21 protein-coding genes, 4 tRNA genes, 3 pseudogenes and 4 other annotated features are annotated in these 19377 nt (G+C 53.6%); of the genes and pseudogenes, 26 read left to right on the forward strand and 2 right to left on the reverse strand.

Annotated elements, in window-relative coordinates; all coding sequences use genetic code 11:
• The first annotated feature begins 50 nt into the window (after positions 1–50).
• From SF4459 to SF0693, 9 genes are all read left to right on the forward strand, one after another.
• Positions 51–127, forward strand: a tRNA-Met gene (locus SF4459).
• A 1-nt stretch (position 128) separates the two neighbouring features.
• Positions 129–205, forward strand: a tRNA-Arg gene (locus SF4460).
• A gap of 2 nt (positions 206–207) precedes the next feature.
• Positions 208–283: transfer RNA gene (locus SF4461), tRNA-Thr, on the forward strand.
• A 3-nt stretch (positions 284–286) separates the two neighbouring features.
• Positions 287–361, forward strand: a tRNA-Gly gene (locus tag SF4462).
• 292 nt (positions 362–653) lie between these two features.
• Complete coding sequence (locus SF0689; protein NP_706617.1) at positions 654–869, forward strand: S protein; 216 nt, start codon at positions 654–656, stop codon at positions 867–869.
• 3 nt (positions 870–872) lie between these two features.
• Positions 873–1502, forward strand: coding sequence for a bacteriophage protein (locus tag SF0690; protein NP_706618.1), 630 nt, complete (start codon positions 873–875; stop codon positions 1500–1502).
• 65 nt (positions 1503–1567) lie between these two features.
• A complete protein-coding gene (locus SF0691) occupies positions 1568–2101 on the forward strand; it encodes an endolysin R of prophage CP-933V (RefSeq protein NP_706619.3) in 534 nt (177 codons plus the stop codon).
• Positions 2098–2502: an endopeptidase gene (locus tag SF0692; protein NP_706620.2), complete on the forward strand. Its 405-nt coding sequence runs from the start codon at positions 2098–2100 to the stop codon at positions 2500–2502. Before SF0691 ends, SF0692 begins: the two co-directional genes overlap by 4 nt.
• Positions 2500–2876, forward strand: a mobile genetic element (partial). It overlaps the preceding gene by 3 nt.
• Positions 2564–2866 carry an insertion sequence element IS600 transposase gene (locus SF0693; protein NP_706621.1) on the forward strand — a complete coding sequence of 101 codons (303 nt, stop codon included), beginning with the start codon at positions 2564–2566 and terminating at the stop codon, positions 2864–2866. It overlaps the preceding feature by 303 nt.
• Positions 2875–3305, reverse strand: a mobile genetic element (partial).
• Here SF0693 and SF0694 read toward each other — a convergent pair.
• Both SF0694 and SF0696 read right to left on the reverse strand, forming a co-directional pair.
• Positions 2917–3786, reverse strand: a pseudogene (locus SF0694). It overlaps the preceding feature by 389 nt.
• Positions 3306–4166: a mobile genetic element (partial), on the reverse strand. (Overlaps the previous pseudogene by 481 nt.)
• Entirely contained in the window at positions 3786–4112 is a 327-nt protein-coding gene (locus SF0696) for an insertion sequence element IS629 protein (RefSeq protein NP_706624.1), read from the reverse strand. (Overlaps the previous feature by 327 nt.) The pseudogene SF0694 and the gene SF0696 overlap by 1 nt, the downstream one beginning before the upstream one ends.
• Positions 4166–5058: a mobile genetic element (partial), on the forward strand.
• Between SF0696 and SF0697 the strand changes: the two genes are divergently transcribed.
• The 17 genes and pseudogenes from SF0697 (at position 4197) to SF0715 (ending at position 19377) form a co-directional block, all read left to right on the forward strand.
• On the forward strand, positions 4197–5015 hold the full coding sequence (locus tag SF0697) for an insertion sequence element IS600 protein (protein ID NP_706625.1): 819 nt from the start codon (positions 4197–4199) through the stop codon (positions 5013–5015). It overlaps the preceding feature by 819 nt.
• Positions 5043–5366 (forward strand): DNA packaging protein of prophage; terminase small subunit, encoded by a 324-nt coding sequence (locus tag SF0698; RefSeq protein NP_706626.1) that lies wholly within the window; start codon positions 5043–5045, stop codon positions 5364–5366.
• A pseudogene (locus SF0699) lies at positions 5338–7248 on the forward strand. Before SF0698 ends, SF0699 begins: the two are co-directional and overlap by 29 nt.
• Positions 7249–7448: 200 nt before the next feature.
• Positions 7449–9042, forward strand: a pseudogene (locus SF0701).
• A complete protein-coding gene (locus SF0703) occupies positions 9032–10537 on the forward strand; it encodes a head-tail preconnector gp5 (RefSeq protein ID NP_706631.1) in 1506 nt (501 codons plus the stop codon). The pseudogene SF0701 and the gene SF0703 overlap by 11 nt, the downstream one beginning before the upstream one ends.
• A gap of 36 nt (positions 10538–10573) precedes the next feature.
• Positions 10574–10921, forward strand: a complete 348-nt coding sequence (locus SF0704) for a capsid protein small subunit (RefSeq protein ID NP_706632.1) — start codon at positions 10574–10576, stop codon at positions 10919–10921.
• A 57-nt stretch (positions 10922–10978) separates the two neighbouring features.
• Positions 10979–12007, forward strand: coding sequence for a major capsid protein (locus SF0705; RefSeq protein ID NP_706633.1), 1029 nt, complete (start codon positions 10979–10981; stop codon positions 12005–12007).
• Between the two features lie 51 nt (positions 12008–12058).
• The gene (locus SF0706; protein NP_706634.2) at positions 12059–12445 is read left to right on the forward strand and encodes a DNA-packaging protein; all 387 of its coding nucleotides are present in this window, start codon (positions 12059–12061) and stop codon (positions 12443–12445) included.
• Between the two features lie 11 nt (positions 12446–12456).
• Entirely contained in the window at positions 12457–12834 is a 378-nt protein-coding gene (locus SF0707; protein ID NP_706635.1) for a tail attachment protein, read from the forward strand.
• A complete protein-coding gene (locus SF0708; protein ID NP_706636.2) occupies positions 12821–13405 on the forward strand; it encodes a prophage CP-933K tail protein in 585 nt (194 codons plus the stop codon). Before SF0707 ends, SF0708 begins: the two co-directional genes overlap by 14 nt.
• Positions 13402–13803 carry a prophage CP-933K tail protein gene (locus SF0709; protein NP_706637.1) on the forward strand — a complete coding sequence of 134 codons (402 nt, stop codon included), beginning with the start codon at positions 13402–13404 and terminating at the stop codon, positions 13801–13803. Before SF0708 ends, SF0709 begins: the two co-directional genes overlap by 4 nt.
• A 4-nt stretch (positions 13804–13807) precedes the next feature.
• Positions 13808–14554 carry a prophage CP-933K tail protein gene (locus SF0710; RefSeq protein ID NP_706638.1) on the forward strand — a complete coding sequence of 249 codons (747 nt, stop codon included), beginning with the start codon at positions 13808–13810 and terminating at the stop codon, positions 14552–14554.
• Positions 14555–14594: 40 nt separating this feature from the next.
• Positions 14595–14999: a prophage CP-933K tail protein gene (locus tag SF0711; protein ID NP_706639.1), complete on the forward strand. Its 405-nt coding sequence runs from the start codon at positions 14595–14597 to the stop codon at positions 14997–14999.
• Between the two features lie 8 nt (positions 15000–15007).
• Positions 15008–15337: a prophage CP-933K tail protein gene (locus SF0712; RefSeq protein NP_706640.1), complete on the forward strand. Its 330-nt coding sequence runs from the start codon at positions 15008–15010 to the stop codon at positions 15335–15337.
• Positions 15309–18350, forward strand: coding sequence for a tail length tape measure protein (locus SF0713; RefSeq protein ID NP_706641.1), 3042 nt, complete (start codon positions 15309–15311; stop codon positions 18348–18350). The genes SF0712 and SF0713 overlap by 29 nt, the downstream gene beginning before the upstream one ends.
• Positions 18350–18679, forward strand: a complete 330-nt coding sequence (locus SF0714) for a minor tail protein (protein ID NP_706642.1) — start codon at positions 18350–18352, stop codon at positions 18677–18679. Before SF0713 ends, SF0714 begins: the two co-directional genes overlap by 1 nt.
• The gene (locus SF0715; protein ID NP_706643.1) at positions 18679–19377 is read left to right on the forward strand and encodes a minor tail protein; all 699 of its coding nucleotides are present in this window, start codon (positions 18679–18681) and stop codon (positions 19375–19377) included. Before SF0714 ends, SF0715 begins: the two co-directional genes overlap by 1 nt.

Genomic DNA, 19377 nt, shown 5'->3' on the forward strand with positions numbered 1-19377 from the left:
GGTCAGATGAGTTTGCAGATGTGATGACATATGGTTATTATTCTGCCTCCGGCCCTTTAGCTCAGTTGGTCAGAGCGAGCGACTCATAATCGCCAGGTCGCTGGTTCAAGTCCAGCAAGGGCCACCAACCACCACTAGCTCATCCGGATAGAGCATCAACCTTCTAAGTTGACGGTGCGAGGTTCGAGTCCTCGGTGGTGGGCCAGCGCCGACTTAGCTCAGCAGGCAGAGCAACTGACTTGTAATCAGTAGGTCACCAGTTCGATTCCGGTAGTCGGCACCATATGCGGGCATCGTATAATGGCTATTACCTCAGCCTTCCAAGCTGATGATGCGGGTTCGATTCCCGCTGCCCGCTCCAGTCAGAGTCTTTCAGTCTGCGATGATGGGAAATCCCGGAGTGACTGAAAGACGTTTAAGTTATGAATGATCGCCTTTTTTTGCAAAATTGCTGTGCAGAAATACTAACCTTCGGGCGTGCGATCATTCATAAGCACTCTGCTTTTATTCCGATTAACTGTGGGTGGTTTGTTGGATAGAGTGCTTTCCTTACTGTATATATCGTTTCGCCCGCTTTTGCGTTTTTTTCTTTTCAAATCCCTTTCATTTCTCAGTGTAAAACTACGCCATCCGTTATTTGCGGAGGTGAGGCTATGAAATCCATGGACAAAATTTCAACGGGCATTGCCTACGGCACCTCCGCCGGCAGTGCCGGCTACTGGTTTTTGCAGTGGTTGGATCAGGTCAGGCCATCACAGTGGGCTGCGATTGGTGTGCTGGGAAGTCTGCTTCTGGGGCTTCTGACTTATCTGACGAATCTGTATTTCAAAATAAGAGAAGACAAGCGTAAGGCTGCACGGGGAGAGTAAATAATGAAGCATGAAGAAATGAATCAGCGATTCAATCACCTGGAAAATGAAATCACTGAGCTTAATAAAAAATTGTCGGCGTTGGTGAGTTCTGAAGATGAAAACAAACGCCGCGATGAGCATTATGCGGCGATTTACGATTACTGCCACAAAGTCGCTCACGAGACTTTTATGAAGTTTTTGCAGGAAAAGTTTTTACCGGCCGCATTGTCAGAAAAAGAGGCGGCTTACCTGCGGCCTGAGTACGTCATTACGGTTAACAGTGCCGGAGAGGAAGAGCATAAAAGTGATTTTATTGCGTCTGCACCGGATAAAGACCAGGAACCCCATCGGCCTTTCAGGGTTTCCTGTGAAGAGGGTGAGTTCGTCGTTTATGAGAACGGAAAACCTGTCCGGGCATCGCATCATCACTGCCTGAAAATTATTAATCTCGCTATCAGATGCCTGAAAGACGAAAACACCAGAGTTATGAAACGCATTGGCCGTTGCATGGGGTATTTGCAGGTGGCGGCAGAGATTGAAGCACTTGCCAGTGGTGCAGACATGGATGCTGCGGTGCGGGAGGCTCTTCTTCGTGATTTCAATACTCCCCCTTTAAGAAAGAGCCTGATGACTGGATCCAGCCGGGGCTGACTTATCTTAAAAGGCGTATATAAGTTGGCTCGTTATTTGTTGCCGATAAATCCTGATAAATATCCATGAGCGCAAAAATCAAATACGGCCTGTCGGCTGCTGTTCTGGCGCTGATTGCCGCAGGCGCGTCTGCTCCCCAGATACTTGACCAGTTTCTGAACGAAAAAGAGGGTAATCACACAACGGCATACCGTGATGGTTCTGGCATATGGACCATCTGTCGTGGTGCCACAATGGTGGATGGTAAGCCTGTCATACCGGGAATGAAGCTGTCGAAGGAAAAATGTGACCAGGTTAACGCTATTGAACGTGATAAGGCGCTGGCATGGGTGGAGCGCAATATTAAAGTACCTCTGACCGAACCCCAGAAAGCGGGTATAGCGTCATTTTGCCCCTATAACATTGGCCCCGGTAAGTGTTTCCCGTCGACGTTTTATAAGCGGCTGAATGCCGGTGATCGTAAGGGCGCATGCGAGGCGATTCGCTGGTGGATAAAAGATGTTGGGCGCGATTGCCGCATACGTTCAAATAACTGCTATGGACAGGTTATTCGTCGTGACCAGGAAAGCGCATTAGCCTGTTGGGGGATAGATCAATGAGCAGAGTCACCGCGATTATCTCCGCTCTGGTTATCTGCATCATCGTCTGCCTGTCATGGGCTGTTAATCATTACCGTGATAACGCCATTACCTACAAAGAGCAGCGCGACAAAAACGCCGGAGAACTGAAGCTGGCGAACGCAACCATTACTGACATGCAGCAGCGCCAGCGTGATGCTGATGCACTCGATGCTAAATACACGAAGGAGTTAGCTGATGCGAAAGCTGAAAATGATGCTCTTCGGCGCAAGCTTGATAATGGTGGTCGGGTGCTCGTCAAAGGAAAATGCCCTGTGCCATCCTCAGCCGAAACCTCCAGCGCCTCCGGCATGGGCAATGATGCCACCGTCGAACTCTCTCCAGTTGCTGGACGAAACGTTCTCGGTATCCGGGACGGGTGAGGTAGCCTGAGTTTAACGGACACTCCTTCCTGAAATAGAATGGCATCAGAAGGAGCTAATAATGAGCAGAAAAACCCAACGTTACTCTAAAGAGTTCAAAGCCGAAGCTGTCAGAACGGTTCTTGAAAATCAACTTTCGATCAGTGAAGGCGCTTCCCGATTATCTCTTCCTGAAGGCACTTTAGGACAATGGGTTACCGCCGCCAGAAAAGGGCTCGGTACTCCTGGTTCCCGCACGGTGGCTGAACTGGAATCTGAAATTCTGCAACTGCGTAAGGCGTTAAATGAAGCTCGCCTTGAGCGAGATATTTTAAAAAAAGCAACAGCGTATTTTGCACAGGAGTCGCTGAAAAATACGCGTTAATCGAACAATGAACCGCCCCGGGTTTCCTGGAGAGTGTTTTATCTGTGAACTCAGGCTGCCAGATCATCGTTTCCGATGGAAGCATAATAAGCTTTTTCTGCTTCTGCCGGAGGGATGTGGCCCAGCCTTTCCAGCAATCGTCGATTGTTATACCAGTCCACCCACGTTAGTGTGGCCAGTTCCACTTCTGCACGGTTTTTCCAGCTCTTACGGTGTATTACCTCCGCTTTGTAAAGACCATTGATGCTCTCCGCCATCGCGTTGTCATACGAGTCGCCTGTACTTCCTGTTGATGCCAGTAATCCGGCTTCCTTAAGCCGCTGTGTGTAGGCCAGCGATACATACTGAGAACCTTTATCACTGTGATGGACCGTGCCGGACGGTCGACGGGCCCATAACGCCTGCTCCAGTGCATCCAGCACGAATGTCGTTTCCATGGCACCCCACGATGTATCCGGCAAACACATCAATGATGAACGCCACATAGACGAAGCCCCGCCATGTGCTGACGTAAGTAAAATCAGCCACCCACAGCTGGTCAGGTCGTTCTGCCACGAACTGACGGTTTACGCGGTCGCCTGCGGCAACGGCTTTCCGGCTGATGGTCGTACGGACCTTTTTACCCCGGAGAACACCGGCAAGTCCCATAACCGCCATGAGACGTGCCACAGTGCATCTGGCCACTCTGATACCTTCCCGTAACAACTGACGCCAGACTTTACACCGTATACCTTGTGATTTTCATCGTATACGCGCTGTATCTCTTTCTTCAGCCAGTCATCGCGCTGCGCACGGGCACTGCGTTTATCCGGATGATGTCGCTGTTGCTGACAGTGGTAATACGTTGACGGGGCAATATGCAGTTCACTGCATACCGGTCCGACCCCGTACTGCTCACGCAGCTTATCCAGCAGTGGCATTATTTTTTCCAGAGGCGGTCGAACTCCGCCTTTGCAAAATAAGCGGAAGCCAGGCGAAGGATATTGTTACTGCGGCGCAGTTCACGATTTTCACGTTCCGGCTCTTTCAGACGCTGACGTTCAGCGGTGGTGAGCCCTCCATCACCGCCCCCGGTATCCCGCTCATGCTGGCGACCCCAGACACGCAGAGTCTCCGGCGTACAGCCAATCTTTGGAGCAATGGAACAAATTGTCGCCCATTGTGAGTCATATTCGCCCTGACTTTCCAGAACCATACGGACTGCCCGTTGACGGACTTCGGGGGAAAAACGAGTATTTTTAGTCATCCTGTTTACCTCTTTCTCAGGAAGTTTAGTCTCCAGGATTCCCGGGGCGGTTCACAATGGCGACAACAATTTCCCATTGAAGCGATGTGTCAGGTATTTGGTGTATCCAGGAGCGGTTATTACAACTGGGTACAGCATGAACCCTCAGACAGAAAACAAAGTGATGAGCGGCTAAAACTGGAGATTAAGGTGGCACATATCCGCACTCGCGAAACATATGGAACCCGGCGGCTCCAGACGGAGCTGGCAGAGAATGGCATCATCGTTGGTCGTGACCGACTGGCACGTCTTCGTAAGGAGCTGAGGCTACGCTGTAAGCAGAAACACAAGTTCAGAGCGACTACGAACTCGAACCACAATCTGCCAGTTGCGCCAAATCTGCTGAACCAGACGTTCGCTCCTACAGCACCAAATCAGGTCTGGGTGGCGGACCTGACGTATGTTGCCACACAGGAGGGATGGTTGTACCTCGCTGGCATCAAAGATGTTTATACGTGCGAAATTGTCGGCTACGCCATGGGAGAGCGCATGACAAAAGAGCTGACAGGTAAAGCCCTGTTTATGGCGCTCAGGAGCCAGCGCCCACCTGCCGGGCTAATCCACCACTCTGATCGAGGTTCACAGTACTGCGCATACGATTACCGGGTCATACAGGAGCAGTTTGGTCTGAAAACATCAATGTCGCGTAAAGGTAACTGTTACGACAATGCTCCGATGGAAAGCTTCTGGGGAACGCTGAAAAATGAGAGCCTGAGCCACTATCGTTTTAATAACCGGGATGAAGCCATCTCAGTAATACGGGAATACATTGAGATTTTCTACAATCGTCAGCGTCGTCACTCTCGTCTGGGGAATATCTCCCCGGCAGCCTTCAGGGAAAAATATCATCAGATGGCTGCTTAAAAAAAGAACAAATGGTAGTGTCCGCTATTGCCAGTACACCTCAAACTACTCATTGCCAGATGGGAACTGACCGCAGAACAGGCTGTCGCACAGCAGTTAAAAAATCAGGTGTCAAAAGGAAATCTTATCGATACCGGATTTTGTATTTTTGCCCTTAGTAAGCTGGCGATGGCTTTATCCAGTACGCTTGACTCCATTCCTTTGTCCATGCAACGACAGTTCCCGGATTTAACGCCGCGTCATATTGATCATCTGAAAATCCTTATTGCTAAGGGAGCGAATCAGTGCGCGCGTGCGGGGGATAAATTACCGGATTTACTCGATGAATATATCAGAACAACAACTGAGTAATATGATGGTGGCAGTCACTATCGCACTGCAGCCACTGGTCAGGGTATTGCCGGTGACGGCTGTAGAATGGGCCGATCAAAATTATTACCTGCCTAAAGAATCGTCATACGGTGAGGGGGAATGGAAAACGCTGCAGTTTCAGGTCGCCATCATGAACTGCATGGGCAATGACGAGATTCGTACAGTTAACCTGATTAAATCTGCCCGTGTTGGTTATACAAAAATGGTGCTTGGTGTGATCGGGTATTTTATTGAGCACAAATCCCGCAACACTCTTCTTTTTCAGCCGACGGACTCAGCTGCTGAAGATTTTATGAAGTCTCACGTGGAAGCAACAATTCGTGATGTTCCTTGCCTGAAAAAACTTTCTCCCTGGCTGGGCCGGAAACACCGGGATAATACGCTCACACTGAAGCGTTTTTCCTCTGGTGTGGGGTTCTGGTGTTTGGGTGGTGCTGCTGCCAAAAACTACCGTGAAAAATCTGTCGATGTGGTCTGCTATGACGAACTCTCCTCGTTTGAACCGGATGTGGAAAAAGAAGGTTCGCCAACACTGCTTGGCGATAAACAGTATTGAAGGTTCGGTATGGCCAAAATCCATACGCGGTTCAACGCCAAAAATTAAAGGCTCCTGTCAGATTGAAAAAGCTGCGAATGAATCTGCGCATTTCATGCGGTTTTATGTCCCTTGCCCTCATGCGGGGAGGAGCAGTATCTGAAGTTTGGCGATGATGCGACGTCGTTTGGCCTGAAATGGGAGAAGGGTAAACCGGAAACGGTGTATTACCTGTGTGAACATAATGGCTGCGTGATCCGTCAGTCTGAACTTGATCAGACCGGGGGGCGCTGGATTTGTGACAATACCGGGATGTGGACGTGTGACGGTCTGACGTTTTTCAGTGCTTCGGGTAATGAAATTCCGCCGCCGCGCTCCATCACTTTCCATATATGGACGGCGTACAGTCCGTTCACCACCAGGGTACAGATAGTCTGTGACTGGCTGGATGCACTGAAAGATCCCAACGGCGTGAAAACTTTTGTGAACACCACGCTGGGCGAGACCTGGGAAGAGGCCGTGGGCGAAAAACTCGATCACCAGGTACTGATGGATAAGGTTGTGCCTTACACGGCAACGGTGCCTGTCCGGGTGGTTTATCTGACGGCGGGCATTGACTCGCAGCGAAACCGTTTTGAGATGTATGTCTGGGGGTGGGCTCCGGGAGAGGAAGCCTTTCTGGTGGATAAAATCATCATCATGGGACGTCCTGATGAGGAAGAGACGCTGTTACGTGTGGATGCGGCGATCAATAAAAAATACCGCCATGCAGACGGTACCGAAATGACCATTTCCCGTGTCTGCTGGGATATCGGGGGGATCGATGGCGAAATCGTGTATCAGAGGTCAAAAAAACACGGTATTTTCCGGGTACTGCCGGTAAAAGGTGCCTCTGTCTATGGCAAGCCGGTGATCACCATGCCGAAAACCCGCAATCAGCGGGGTGTGTATCTGTGTGAGGTGGGGACGGATACCGCAAAAGAAATTCTCTATGCCCGAATGAAGGCCGATCCCACCCCTGTGAATGAGGCCACATCGTATGCCATCCGCTTTCCTGATAATCCGGAGATTTTTTCGCAGACAGAGGCACAACAACTGGTGGCGGAGGAACTGGTGGAAAAGTGGGAAAAAGGAAAGATGCGTCTGTTGTGGGATAACAAAAAGCGGCGTAACGAAGCGCTGGACTGCCTGGTGTATGCCTATGCGGCATTACGTGTGTCCGTGCAACGCTGGCAACTTGATCTGGCTGTGCAGTTGCATCCCGCAAGGATGCAACTGCACAACCGACCCTTGAAGAACTGGCAGCGAAGCTGTCCGGAGGAGTGAATGGTTACAGTCGCTGAACTGCAGGCGCTGCGTCAGGCGCGCCTTGATTTATTAACCGGTAAACGGGTTGTGTCGGTACAGAAAGACGGTCGCAGGATCGAATATACGGCAGCGTCCCTGAATGAGCTTAACCGTGCGATCAACGATGCGGAGTCGGTTCTGGGTACGACCCGACGCCGCCGACCGCTGGGAGTGAGGTTATGAAACGAACGCCTGTCCTGATTGATGTGAACGGCGTTCCGCTTCGTGAGAGTCTCAGCTACAACGGAGGCGGCGCAGGATTTGGCGGGCAAATGGCAGAGTGGTTACCACCGGCGCAGAGTGCCGATGCGGCCCTGTTGCCTGCATTGCGTCTGGGGAATGCCCGGGCAGATGATCTGGTGCGCAATAACGGTATCGCGGCTAATGCGGTGGCCCTGCATAAGGATCATATCGTCGGGCACATGTTTCTTATCAGCTACCGTCTGAACTGGCGTTGGCTGGGGATGCGGGAGACCACGGCAAAAAGTTTTGTCGGGGAGGTGGAAGCAGCCTGGTCGGAATACGCAGAAGGAATGTTTGGCGAGATCGACGTGGAAGGGAAACGCACGTTTACGGAATTTATCCGTGAAGGGGTGGGCGTGCATGCCTTTAACGGCGAAATCTTTGTGCAGCCGGTCTGGGATACGGAAACCACGCAGTTATTCCGTACGCGTTTTAAAGCCGTGAGTCCGAAACGGGTGGACACGCCAGGACACGGTATGGGGAACCACTTTCTGCGGGCCGGGGTTGAGGTCGATCGGTATGGGCGGGCGATTGCGTACCATATCTGTGAGGATGATTTTCCGTTCTCTGGTGCCGGACGCTGGGAGCGGATCCCGCGTGAGCTTCCCACCGGGCGTCCGGCCATGCTGCATATTTTTGAGCCGGTGGAGGACGGGCAGACCCGTGGGGCTAATCAGTTTTACAGCGTAATGGAGCGGATGAAGATGCTGGACTCCCTGCAGGCCACGCAGCTTCAGTCGGCCATTGTGAAGGCGATGTATGCAGCCACAATCGAAAGTGAACTTGATACCGAAAAGGCATTTGAATATATCGCGGGGGCACCGCAAGGTCAGCAGGATAATCCGCTTATTAATATTCTGGAGAAGTTCACCCGCTGGTATGACACGAATAACGTGACGCTGGGCGGTGTTAAAATTCCGCACCTTTTTTCCTGGCGATGCGCTGAACCTGCAGACAGCGCAGGATTCAGACAATGGATTTTCGGCGCTTGAACAGGCGCTGCTGCGGTATATTGCAGCCGGTCTTGGCGTTTCCTACGAACAGTTGTCCCGTGATTACTCGAAGGTCAGTTACTCAAGTGCCCGCGCCTCCGCCAATGAGTCGTGGCGCTATTTTATGGGGCGGCGAAAATTTATTGCGGCCCGGCTGGCCACGCAGATGTTTTCCTGCTGGCTGGAAGAGGCGCTTCTTCGGGGGATTATTCGTCCGCCACGGGCGCGTTTTGATTTTTACCAGGCGCGTTCAGCCTGGTCACGGGCAGAGTGGATTAGCTCCGGAAGAATGGCCATTGACGGGCTCAAGGAGGTCCAGGAATCGGTGATGCGCATTGAGGCCGGACTGAGCACGTATGAGAAAGAACTGGCACTGATGGGCGAAGATTATCAGGACATTTTCCGCCAGCAGGTCAGGGAATCCGCAGAGCGCGAAAAAGCCGGACTCTCACGTCCGGTGTGGATAGCCCAGGCGTATCAGCAGCAGATAGCGGAGAGTCGCAGGCCGGAAGAGGAGACAACATCACGTGAGACGTAATCTTTCACATATTATCGCTGCGGCATTCAATGAGCCGCTGCTTCTGGAGCCCGCCTATGCGCGGGTTTTCTTTTGCGCGCTCGGGCGTGAGATGGGCGCAGCAAGCCTTTCGGTACCGCAACAGCAGGTACAGCTTGACGCTCCCGGGATGCTGGCTGAAACGGACGAGTACATGGCCGGAGGCAAACGACCTGCCCGTGTTTACCGGGTGGTGAACGGTATTGCTGTACTGCCGGTGACCGGCACGCTGGTACACCGGCTGGGTGGCATGCGGCCATTTTCCGGAATGACTGGCTATGACGGCATTGTCGCCTGTCTTCAGCAGGCAATGGCGGACACTCAGGTACGGGGCGTACTGCTGGACATTGACAGTTCTGGCGGGCAGGCCACCGGCGCGTTTGACTGCGCTGACATGATTTACCGTCTCCGGCAGCTGAAGCCTGTCTGGGCACTGTGCAATGACACGGCCTGTTCAGCCGCCATGTTACTGGCATCGGCCTGCTCCCGACGGCTGGTTACCCAGACATCCCGTATCGGCTCCATTGGGGTGATGATGGGCCATGTCAGCTATGCCGGTCATCTGGCACAGGCCGGTGTGGATATCACGCTGATTTACGCCGGATCGCACAAGGTGGATGGCAATCAGTTTGAATCCCTGCCAGCAAAGGTTCGCCAGGACATGCAGCAGCGCATTGATGCGGCGCGCCGGATGTTTGCTGAAAAAGTGGCGATGTATACCGGTTTATCTGTGGATGCGGTTATGGGAACAGAGGCCGCCGTTTTTGAAGGTCAGTCCGGTATTGAGGCCGAACTGGCGGATGAATTAATCAATGCGTCGGACGCCATCAGCGTGATGGCTGCGACGCTGAACACACACGATACAGGAGGCACTATGCCGCAATTAACTGCAACGGAGGCTGCCGCGCAGGAGAACCAGCGAGTGATGGGGATCCTGACGTGTCAGGAAGCGAAAGGACGTGAACAACTGGCCACGATGCTGGCAGGGCAACAGGGTATGAGCGTTGAGCAGGCCCGGGCGATTCTGGCCGTGGCGGCACCGCAACAATCTGGTGTATCTGCGCAGAGTGAAGCCGATCGCATTATGGCATGTGAAGAGGCGAAAGGACGTGAACAACTGGCGGCAACGCTGGCGGCGATGCCGGAGATGACGGTGGAAAAAGCCCGTCCGATTCTGGCTGCTTCACCGCAGGCGAATGCCGGACCCTCACTTCGTGATCAGATTATGGCCCTGGATGAGGCAAAAGGGGCAGAGGCGCAGGCTGAAAAACTGGCGGCCTGTCCGGGGATGACCGTGGAGAATGCCCGGGCTGTACTGGCGGCAGCCTCAGGCAGGGCAGAACCGGTTTCTGCATCCACAACCGCCATGTTTGAACATTTCATGGCGAACCATTCACCGGCAGCGGTACAGGGTGGCGTGCCACAGACGTCAGCAGACGGTGATGCGGACGTGAAAATGCTCATGGCCATGCCATGAAGTCAGTGCTGACCATCAATATGAGGTTTTTACAATATGGTAACGAAAACCATCACTGAACAGCGTGCGGAAGTACGTATTTTTGCCGGTAATGATCCGGCCCATACCGCCACAGGCAGCAGCGGGATTTCCTCGGCAACACCGGCTCTGACGCCCCTGATGCTGGATGAGGATACCGGGAAACTGGTGGTCTGGGACGGACAGAAGGCAGGCCATGTGGTTGGCATACTGGTACTGCCGCTTGAAGGTACAGAGACGGTGCTGACGTATTACAAGTCGGGGACCTTTGCGACGGAGGCCATCCACTGGCCTGAGAGAGTGGATACACACAAAAAGGCGAATGCCTTTGCCGGCAGTGCCCTGAGTCACGCAGCGCTGCCGTAACATTTTATCAGGTCACTGCGGTAGCCTGACTGATTTCTGAATGAAAGGAACTGATTTATGGGATTGTTTACGACCCGCCAGTTACTCGGTTATACCGAACAAAAAGTTAAATTTCGTGCGCTGTTTCTGGAGCTGTTTTTCCGCCGTACGGTGAATTTCCATACCGAAGAGGTAATGCTGGACAAAATTACCGGAAAAACGCCGGTGGCGGCCTATGTCTCCCCGGTTGTTGAAGGAAAGGTGTTGCGTCACCGTGGCGGTGAAACTCGTGTACTGCGCCCGGGCTACGTTAAGCCGAAACACGAATTTAATTACCAGCAGGCGGTGGAGCGTCTTCCCGGTGAAGATCCGGCCCAGCTGAACGGCCCGGCTTACCGTCGCCTGCGTATCATCACCGATAACCTCAAACAGGAAGAGCACGCCATTGTCCAGGTGGAAGAGATGCAGGCGGTGAATGCCGTGCTGTATGGCAAATACACCATGGAAGGAGAGCAGTTTGAAACTGTTGAGGTCGATTTTGGCCGGTCGGTGGGAAATAACATTACGCAGGCAGGAGGGACGGAGTGGAGCGCTCAGGACCGCGATACCTTTGATCCGACGCATGATCTGGATGCGTACTGTGATTTTGCTTCCGGCACCATCAATATTGCCATTATGGATGGTAAGGTCTGGCGTCTGCTGAATGGCTTTAAGCTGTTCCGCGAAAAACTGGATACCCGTCGTGGCTCAAATTCACAGCTGGAAACGGCAGTGAAAGACCTGGGGGCGGTGGTGTCCTTCAAAGGGTATTATGGTGATCTGGCAATCGTGGTGGCAAAAACGTCCTATGTGGCAGAGGACGGTACCGAAAAACGTTATCTGCCGGACGGCACACTGGTACTGGGAAATACGGCCGCAGAGGGTATTCGTTGCTACGGTGCCATTCAGGATGCGCAGGCATTGTCTGAAGGCGTGGTGGCGTCTTCCCGTTATCCGAAACACTGGCTGACCGTGGGTGATCCGGCGCGTGAATTCACCATGACGCAGTCCGCGCCGCTGATGGTGCTGCCGGATCCGGATGAGTTTGTGGTGGTGCAGGTGAAATAATCCGTGAGCGGGAGCTAAATGCTCCCGTTTTTCATTCAATCAGGAGCGGGTATGGCTACGAAAGAAGAAAACCTGAAACGTCTTTGTGAGCTGGCTGAGAGGCTGGGGCGTGAACCGGATGTCTCCGGTAGTGCGGCAGATATTGCGCAGCGAGTGGCGGAACTGGAGGAAGAGCTTGGAGATGCGGGGGAGGTCGCAGAGCCGGATACGTACTCACCATCGAAAGATGATCCGACCGCGCATAAAGGCGAGTCAGTTCCTGAACAGCCAGGCATTGTTACCGGAGACGAAACGGGGCAGGTTACGGTGGTGGCACTGGCGACACTGCATACAAAATGTAATGGTTCAGTGATATTTGTTTCACCGGGAACGTCGTTTCGTGTTTCTGCTGAGGTGGCTGCCAGCATGGCGGCAGGTGGTCTGGCAAAAAGGCAGTAACAGGAGATGTCGTGGACGGTTTCGATAATCTGTTTGATGCTGCGCTTGCCGGTGTCAATGAAGTCATTCTCCGTGATATGGGGATCAGCGCCGTCATTACGTCCGGAGAACTTGAGGGGACACACCTGACAGGGGTTTTTGATGATCCCGAAAGTATTTCTTTTGTTGCCGGGGGGATCCGGCTTGAGGATTCCTCACCGTGCCTGTTTGTGAAAACGGCAGATATATCGCAGTTACGCCGTCAGGATACGTTAACTATCGGGGATGATTCTTTCTTTGTGGATCGTATTACTCCGGATGACGGGGGATGCTGTTATATCCGGTTAAGGCGGGGCAGTCCTGCCCCACAGAATAATGCCAGAATGAGGCGATATGATGAAGGGACTTGAGAATGCCATCCGCAATCTGAACAGCCTCGATACCCGCATGGTGCCACAGACCAGCGCATGGGCGGTAAACCGTGTGGCGGCAAAGATTGTTTCTGTCGCCACACGGCAGGTTGCGCAGAATACCGTTGCCGGGGATAACCAGGTGAAAGGTATTCCCCTGAAAACGGTCAGGGAGCGTGTCAGGCTGCTTAAAGCCAGCCCCTCAGGAAAAATGTATGCCCGCATGCGTGTTAACCGGGGTAACCTGCCCGCCATTAAGCTGGGTACCGCACAGGTCAGACTGGCCCGCTCCCGGCATGGCAGCAACTCACGTCATCGTGGCAGCGTACTGAAAGTGGGGAAATACCTTTTCCGGGATGCGTTTATTCAGCAACTGGCGAATGGTCGCTGGCATGTGATGCGGCGTATTGACGGCAAAAATCGTTACCCCATTGATGTGGTGAAAATCCCGATGTCCGGACCGCTGACACAGGCATTTGAAGATGCCCGCGACCGCATCATTGCTGCGGAAATGCCGAAACAGCTGGGGTATGCCCTGAAACAACAACTGAGGTTACATCTGAGTAAATGAACCGACACACACAAATCCGTCAGAGCGTGCTGGCACGCCTTCGGGAACAGTGTGGAGACAGCGCCACGTTTTTTGACGGGCTTCCGGCATTTATTGATGCGCAGGAACTGCCCGCCGTGGCGGTGTGGCTGAGTGATGCGCAGTACACCGGAAAAATGACGGATGAGGACGACTGGCAGGCTGTTCTGCATATTGCCGTTTTCGTCCGTGCACAGGCGCCGGATTCTGAGCTGGATACGTGGATGGAGAACACCATATTTCCGGCCATGAAGGATATTCCGGTGCTTTCCGGACTCATCGACACCATGATCCCACTCGGTTTTAACTATCAACGTGATAATGAGATGGCCACCTGGGCGATGGCGGAAATCACGTACCAGATCACGTACACGAATTAAGGAGGTGGTAATGACCACACCAAATCCACTGGCAAAGACGAAAGGTGCGGGGACGACGTTCTGGATGTATACCGGCAACGGCGATGCGTTTGCGAACCCTTTGTCGGACACTGACTGGCTGCGTCTTGCGATGGTGAAGGATCTGCAACCTGGCGAAATGACCGCTGATGCAGAAGATGACACTTATCTCGATGATAAAGATGCAGACTGGAAAACGACAACCCAGGGGCAGAAATCCGTTGGTGATACTTCGGCGACGCTGGCCTGGCGTCCGGGTGACAGCGGGCAGAAAAAACTGGTTCAGTTGTTCGACTCCGGTGAAGTCTGCGCGTTTCGTATCAAATATCCCAACGGCACTGTTGATGTTTTCCGCGGCTGGCTGAGCTCACTGGGTAAAACCATTGCCTCAAAAGACGTGATGACCCGCACTGTGAAAATCAGCGGTGTGGGGCGTCCGTATCTGGCAGAGGAAGGCACTGAAACCGTGGGTGTTACCGGACTGACGGTGGCACCGGCATCTGTCAGTGTCAAAGCGGGAGCAACCACCACACTGACCTTTACAGTAAAACCTGACGGGGCCAGTGACAAAGCGATCAGTGTGCATTCGTCAGATCCTCAGACTGCTTCGGTGACCCTGAGCGGGCTTGTGGCCACGGTGAAAGGCGTGAAGCAGGGCAGTGTCAGCATCGTGGGCATGACCTCTGACGGAGAGTTTGTGGCAGTGGCTGCGGTGACCGTCAGCGCACCATAACAGGACGATACTCATCATTGCCCCGGTTATCCGGGGCTTTTTGCATCCGGAGAACATGATGTTTCTGAAACAGGATACGTTTAATTATGAAAAACAGTCCGTGGTGCTCAGTGAGCTGTCCGGGCTGCAGAGAATTGAATATCTGACGTTTGTTCAGCAGCGAACGGCAAAGTTTGATGCACAGGAGGGAGAACTGCCGGAGGCTGAACGACAGATTGCTTTTCTGCGTATGGGAATGGATATCAATGCCTGGCTGGTTTCCCGCTCACTGTGGAATGCTGAGCAGTCTCAGGATGTTGAGACGCTTTGCGCATCCATTATGACAACATGGTCGTATGATGCGCTGGGCGCGGGGGCGGAGAGGGTTCTGTCGCTGAGCGGTATGGGGACCATTGAGAATGCCGGGGATGATGATCATGAGGCGCTGACGCCGGAAAAGTCCTGACGCGGGAAATGCAGTTTGTCATGCGGCTTGCCCGGGAGTTCCGGCGGGCAGACTGGCGGCGGATGCTGTCGGATATGTCGGCCACTGAGCTTGGTGAGTGGGGCGATTATTTCCGGATGCAGAGCTTCAGTGATGTGTGGATGGATGCGCAGTTTGCCTCGCTGAAGGCATTGATCGTGAGAATGGTGTCCGGCAGCAGCGATGCTGCGGTGGCTGATTTCAGCCTTTTACCGGAAGAGAACGGGATACCGGAGCGAACGGACGAAGAACTGATGCATCTTGGGGAAGGTATTTCCGGAGGTGTGCGTTATGGACCAGATAGCCAACCTGGTCATTGATTTGGGGATTGATGCGGCAGAGTTTAAAAATGAAATTCCCCGTATCAAAAACCTTCTGAATGGTGCAGCCAGCGATGCAGAACGGTCTTCTGCCCGTATGCAGCGTTTTATGGAGCGTCAGACTCAGGCGGCCCGGCAGACAATGCAGGCGGCTTCTTCGGCTGCAACAGCAGCATCAGCCCATGCGCAGACGGTGGAGAAGAATGCACGGGCTCATGAACGCATGGCCCGTGAGGTGGAACAAACCCGTCTGCGCGTGGATGCCCTGAATCAGAAAATGCGCGAGGAACAGGCGCAGGCCAGGGCACTGGCGGAGGCGCAGGATAAAGCGGCTGCCGCCTTTTATCGCCAGATTGACAGTGTGAAACAGGCCGGTGCGGGGCTTCAGGAATTACAGCGTATTCAGCAGCAGATCCGACAGGCCAGAAACAGTGGCGGGGTTGGTCAGCAGGATTATCTGGCGCTGATTTCGGAGATCACGGCGAAAACCCGTGCCCTGACGCAGGCAGAGGAACAGGCCACCCGGCAGAAAGCGGCGTTTATCCGCCAGCTTAAAGAGCAGGCAACCCGCCAGAATCTGTCGTCTTCTGAGTTGCTTCGCGCCAGGGCGGCTCAGCTGGGGGTAAGCAGTGCTGCAGAAGTGTATATCCGCAAAATGGAGCGGGCAGGAAAAGCCACACATTCGCTGGGGCTGAAAAGTGCGGCAGCCCGGCGGGAGCTGGGGGTGTTAATCAGTCAGATGGCGCGAGGCAATTTTGGTGCGCTGAGGGGATCCGGGATAACGCTGGCTAACCGTGCCGGATGGACAGGCGCACTGATGTCGCCGAAAGGCATGATGACTGGCGGCGTTATTGGCGGACTTGTCGCGGCGGTCCTGGGTCTGGGTAAAGCCTGGCATGACGGCCGGAAGGAGGGCGAGAAATTTAACCGTCAGCTGGCGCTGACGGGACATTATGCCGGTGTCACTGTCGGGCAGTTGTGGAAACTCAGCCGGGCCATATCCGGGAATGGTATCACGCAACATGCGGCAGCCGGTGCGCTGGCACAGGTGGTGGGCAGTGGGGCATTTCATGGAAACGATATTGGTATGGTGGCGAAAGCTGCCGCACAGATGGAGCGATCGGTTGGCCAGTCGGTCAGCGATACCATAAATCAGTTTAAGCGGCTGAAGGATGATCCTGTAAATGCCGCGAAGGCGCTGGACAATGCGCTGCATTTTTTGAATGCCACTCAGCTTGAGCAGATACGCGTCCTTGGGGAGCAGGGGCGGTCCAGTGATGCGGCCCGGATCGCCATGTCTGCGCTGGCAGAGGAAACCGGTAAACGCACATCTGATATTGATAATAATCTCAATGCGCTGGGTAGTACGCTGCAAACCTTGTCTGACTGGTGGAAGCAGTTCTGGGATGCGGCCATGAATATTGGTCGTGAAGACTCGCTGGATGCGCAGATTGATGCGTTACAGGAAAAAATTCAGCGCGCGAAAAAATATCCGTGGACAAACGCCTCCACACAGGTGGAGTACGATCAGCAGCGTCTTAACGATCTTCAGGAGAAAAAACGCCGGAAGGATTTGCAGGATGCAAAAGCGCAGGCAGAACGGAATTACCAGGAGCAACAGAAACGCCGGAATGCTGAAAATGCCGCGCTGAACCGGATGAATGAAACGGAAGCTGCACGACATCAGCGGGAAATTGCGCGTATTAATGCCATGCAGTACGCCGACCAGGCTGTCAGGGATGCGGCGATACAGCGTGAAAATGAACGTTACGAAAAAGCCATTAAGAAAAATACACGGGCAACCCGTAATGATGAGGCCACCCGGTTATTGCTGCAGTACAGTCAGCAGCAGGCACAGGTGGAAGGGCAGATTGCTGCTGCCAGACAGTCAGCAGGCATTGCCACTGAAAGGATGACTGAAGCGCATAAACAGCTTCTGGCCCTGCAGCAGCGCATCAGCGACCTGGACGGGAAAAAGCTGACGGCAGATGAAAAGAGTGTGCTGGCCCGTAAGAATGAGCTGATTCAGGCGCTGACGCTGCTGGATGTGAAACAGCAGGAGCTGCAGAAACAGACAGCGCTTAACGACCTGAGAAAAAAAACGGTTCAGCTGACCAGCCAGCTGGCAGACAAAGAACGTGCACTGCGTGAGCAGCACAATCTGGATATTGCCACTGCAGGTATGGGGGATAAGCAGCGGCAGCGCTACCAGGCACAGTTGCGCATCCGGCAGGAATACCGGCAACAGTTGCAACAGCTTGAGAATGACAGTCGCCAGAAAGGCACTTACGGGACGGAGGACTACCGGAGGGCTGAGGAGGTGCTGAAGGGGAGCCTGAAGCGACAACTGAATGAAAACAAACGCTACTGGCAGGAACTGGAAGTGGCGCAGGGCGACTGGAAAAACGGTGCCATGCGGGCGTTTCAGAATTTTACGGCGGATGCGGATAATGCGGCGGGAACGGCAGAACAGATGTTTACAGTGGCATTCAGCAGTGCCGGTAATGCACTGGCGACATTCTGTACCACCGGTAAGCTGAATTTTAAATCCTTCACCTCTTCCCTGTTGTCAGATATGGCCAGAATTATGGCACAGATGGCCATGATGCAGGCGGTAAAGGGCGTCGGTTCTTTATTCGGCTTCACGACTAATGCTGATGGCGGTGTTTACCAGTCTGCTGATTTGAGTCGCTACAGTGGCACGGTGGTTAACCGTCCGACGTTTTTTGCTTTTGCAAAAGGCGCGGGTGTGATGGGGGAAGCGGGACCTGAAGCCATTCTGCCACTGCGTCGCGGTGCTGATGGTAAGCTGGGGGTTGTGGCGGATACTGGTGGTTCAGGCATGGTGATGTTTGCCCCGCAGTACAACATTGAGATCAATAACGACGGCACGAACGGGCAGATAGGTCCGGCTGCCCTGAAGGTGGTTTATGACCTCGGGAAAAAAGCGGCCGCGGACTTTATGCAACAGCAGGCCCGTGATGGTGGCCGGTTAAGTGGAGCATACCGGTAATGGAGACGTTTCACTGGAAAGTGCGCCCGGATATGAATGTGGTATCAGAGCCGAAAGTGGTGACAGTGAAGCTGGGCGATGGTTATGAACAGCGTCGTGCGGCGGGACTGAATAACCAGTTGTCGACTTACAGCGTGACGATACGTGTTCGTAAAGGTGAACACCCATCTTTAAAAGCCTTTCTGGAACGGCACGGTGGCGTCCGCGCATTTCAGTGGACGCCACCTTATGACTGGAAACTGATCAGGGTGGTTTGTCGTAAATGGTCGGCAAGCGTGGGGGCGTTATGGGTGACTGTAACGGCCGATTTTGAACAGGTGGTGAACTGATGCAGGATATCCGGCAGGAAACACTGAATGAATGCACCCGTGCGGAGCAGTCAGCCCGGGTGGAGCTCTGGGAAATCGATCTGACAGAGGTCGGTGGTGAGCGTTATTTTTTCTGTAATGAGCAGAACGAAAAAGGTGAGCCGGTCACCTGGCAGGGGCGGCAGTATCAGGCATACCCCATTCAGGGGTCGGGGTTTGAACTGAACGGCAGGGGCTGTGCTGCCCGTCCGACACTGACGGTCTCTAACCTGCACGGCATGGTCACCGGGATGGCGGAAGATCTGCAGAGTCTGGTCGGCGGAACGGTGGTCCGGCGTAAGGTTTACGCCCGTTTTCTGGATGCGGTGAACTTCGTCAACGGAAACAGCGACGCCGATCCGGAACAGGAGGTGATCAGCCGCTGGCGCATCGAGCAGTGCAGCGAACTGAGCGCGGTCAGTGCCTCTTTTGTGCTGGCCACACCAACGGAGACGGATGGCGCGGTTTTCCCGGGGCGTATCATGCTGGCGAATACCTGTATGTGGACTTACCGTTCTGATGAGTGTGGTTACACGGGCAGGGCAGTGGCTGACGAGTTCGACAAACCAACAACGGATATCCGGAAGGACAAATGCAGCAAGTGTATGCGCGGGTGTGAGTTGCGCAACAATACCGGTAATTTCGGCGGTTTCCTTTCCATCAATAAACTTTCTCAGTAA

Origin of the sequence: Shigella flexneri 2a str. 301 (assembly GCF_000006925.2) — a bacterium.
GTDB lineage: Bacteria > Pseudomonadota > Gammaproteobacteria > Enterobacterales > Enterobacteriaceae > ECMA0423.

What these genes read in the sequence shown, in the direction of transcription:
- SF0705 (NP_706633.1), top strand. Translation starts at nt 10,979, where the DNA reads ATGGGATTGTTTACGACCCGCCAGTTACTCGGTTATACCGAACAAAAA.
- SF0714 (NP_706642.1), top strand. Translation starts at nt 18,350, where the DNA reads ATGGAGACGTTTCACTGGAAAGTGCGCCCGGATATGAATGTGGTATCA.
- SF0706 (NP_706634.2), top strand. Translation starts at nt 12,059, where the DNA reads ATGGCTACGAAAGAAGAAAACCTGAAACGTCTTTGTGAGCTGGCTGAG.
- SF0715 (NP_706643.1), top strand. Translation starts at nt 18,679, where the DNA reads ATGCAGGATATCCGGCAGGAAACACTGAATGAATGCACCCGTGCGGAG.
- SF0709 (NP_706637.1), top strand. Translation starts at nt 13,402, where the DNA reads ATGAACCGACACACACAAATCCGTCAGAGCGTGCTGGCACGCCTTCGG.
- SF0693 (NP_706621.1), top strand. Translation starts at nt 2,564, where the DNA reads ATGAGCAGAAAAACCCAACGTTACTCTAAAGAGTTCAAAGCCGAAGCT.
- SF0708 (NP_706636.2), top strand. Translation starts at nt 12,821, where the DNA reads ATGAAGGGACTTGAGAATGCCATCCGCAATCTGAACAGCCTCGATACC.
- SF0712 (NP_706640.1), top strand. Translation starts at nt 15,008, where the DNA reads ATGCAGTTTGTCATGCGGCTTGCCCGGGAGTTCCGGCGGGCAGACTGG.
- SF0713 (NP_706641.1), top strand. Translation starts at nt 15,309, where the DNA reads ATGGACCAGATAGCCAACCTGGTCATTGATTTGGGGATTGATGCGGCA.
- SF0690 (NP_706618.1), top strand. Translation starts at nt 873, where the DNA reads ATGAAGCATGAAGAAATGAATCAGCGATTCAATCACCTGGAAAATGAA.
- SF0692 (NP_706620.2), top strand. Translation starts at nt 2,098, where the DNA reads ATGAGCAGAGTCACCGCGATTATCTCCGCTCTGGTTATCTGCATCATC.
- SF0697 (NP_706625.1), top strand. Translation starts at nt 4,197, where the DNA reads ATGTGTCAGGTATTTGGTGTATCCAGGAGCGGTTATTACAACTGGGTA.
- SF0696 (NP_706624.1), bottom strand. Translation starts at nt 4,112, where the DNA reads ATGACTAAAAATACTCGTTTTTCCCCCGAAGTCCGTCAACGGGCAGTC.
- SF0689 (NP_706617.1), top strand. Translation starts at nt 654, where the DNA reads ATGAAATCCATGGACAAAATTTCAACGGGCATTGCCTACGGCACCTCC.
- SF0704 (NP_706632.1), top strand. Translation starts at nt 10,574, where the DNA reads ATGGTAACGAAAACCATCACTGAACAGCGTGCGGAAGTACGTATTTTT.
- SF0691 (NP_706619.3), top strand. Translation starts at nt 1,568, where the DNA reads ATGAGCGCAAAAATCAAATACGGCCTGTCGGCTGCTGTTCTGGCGCTG.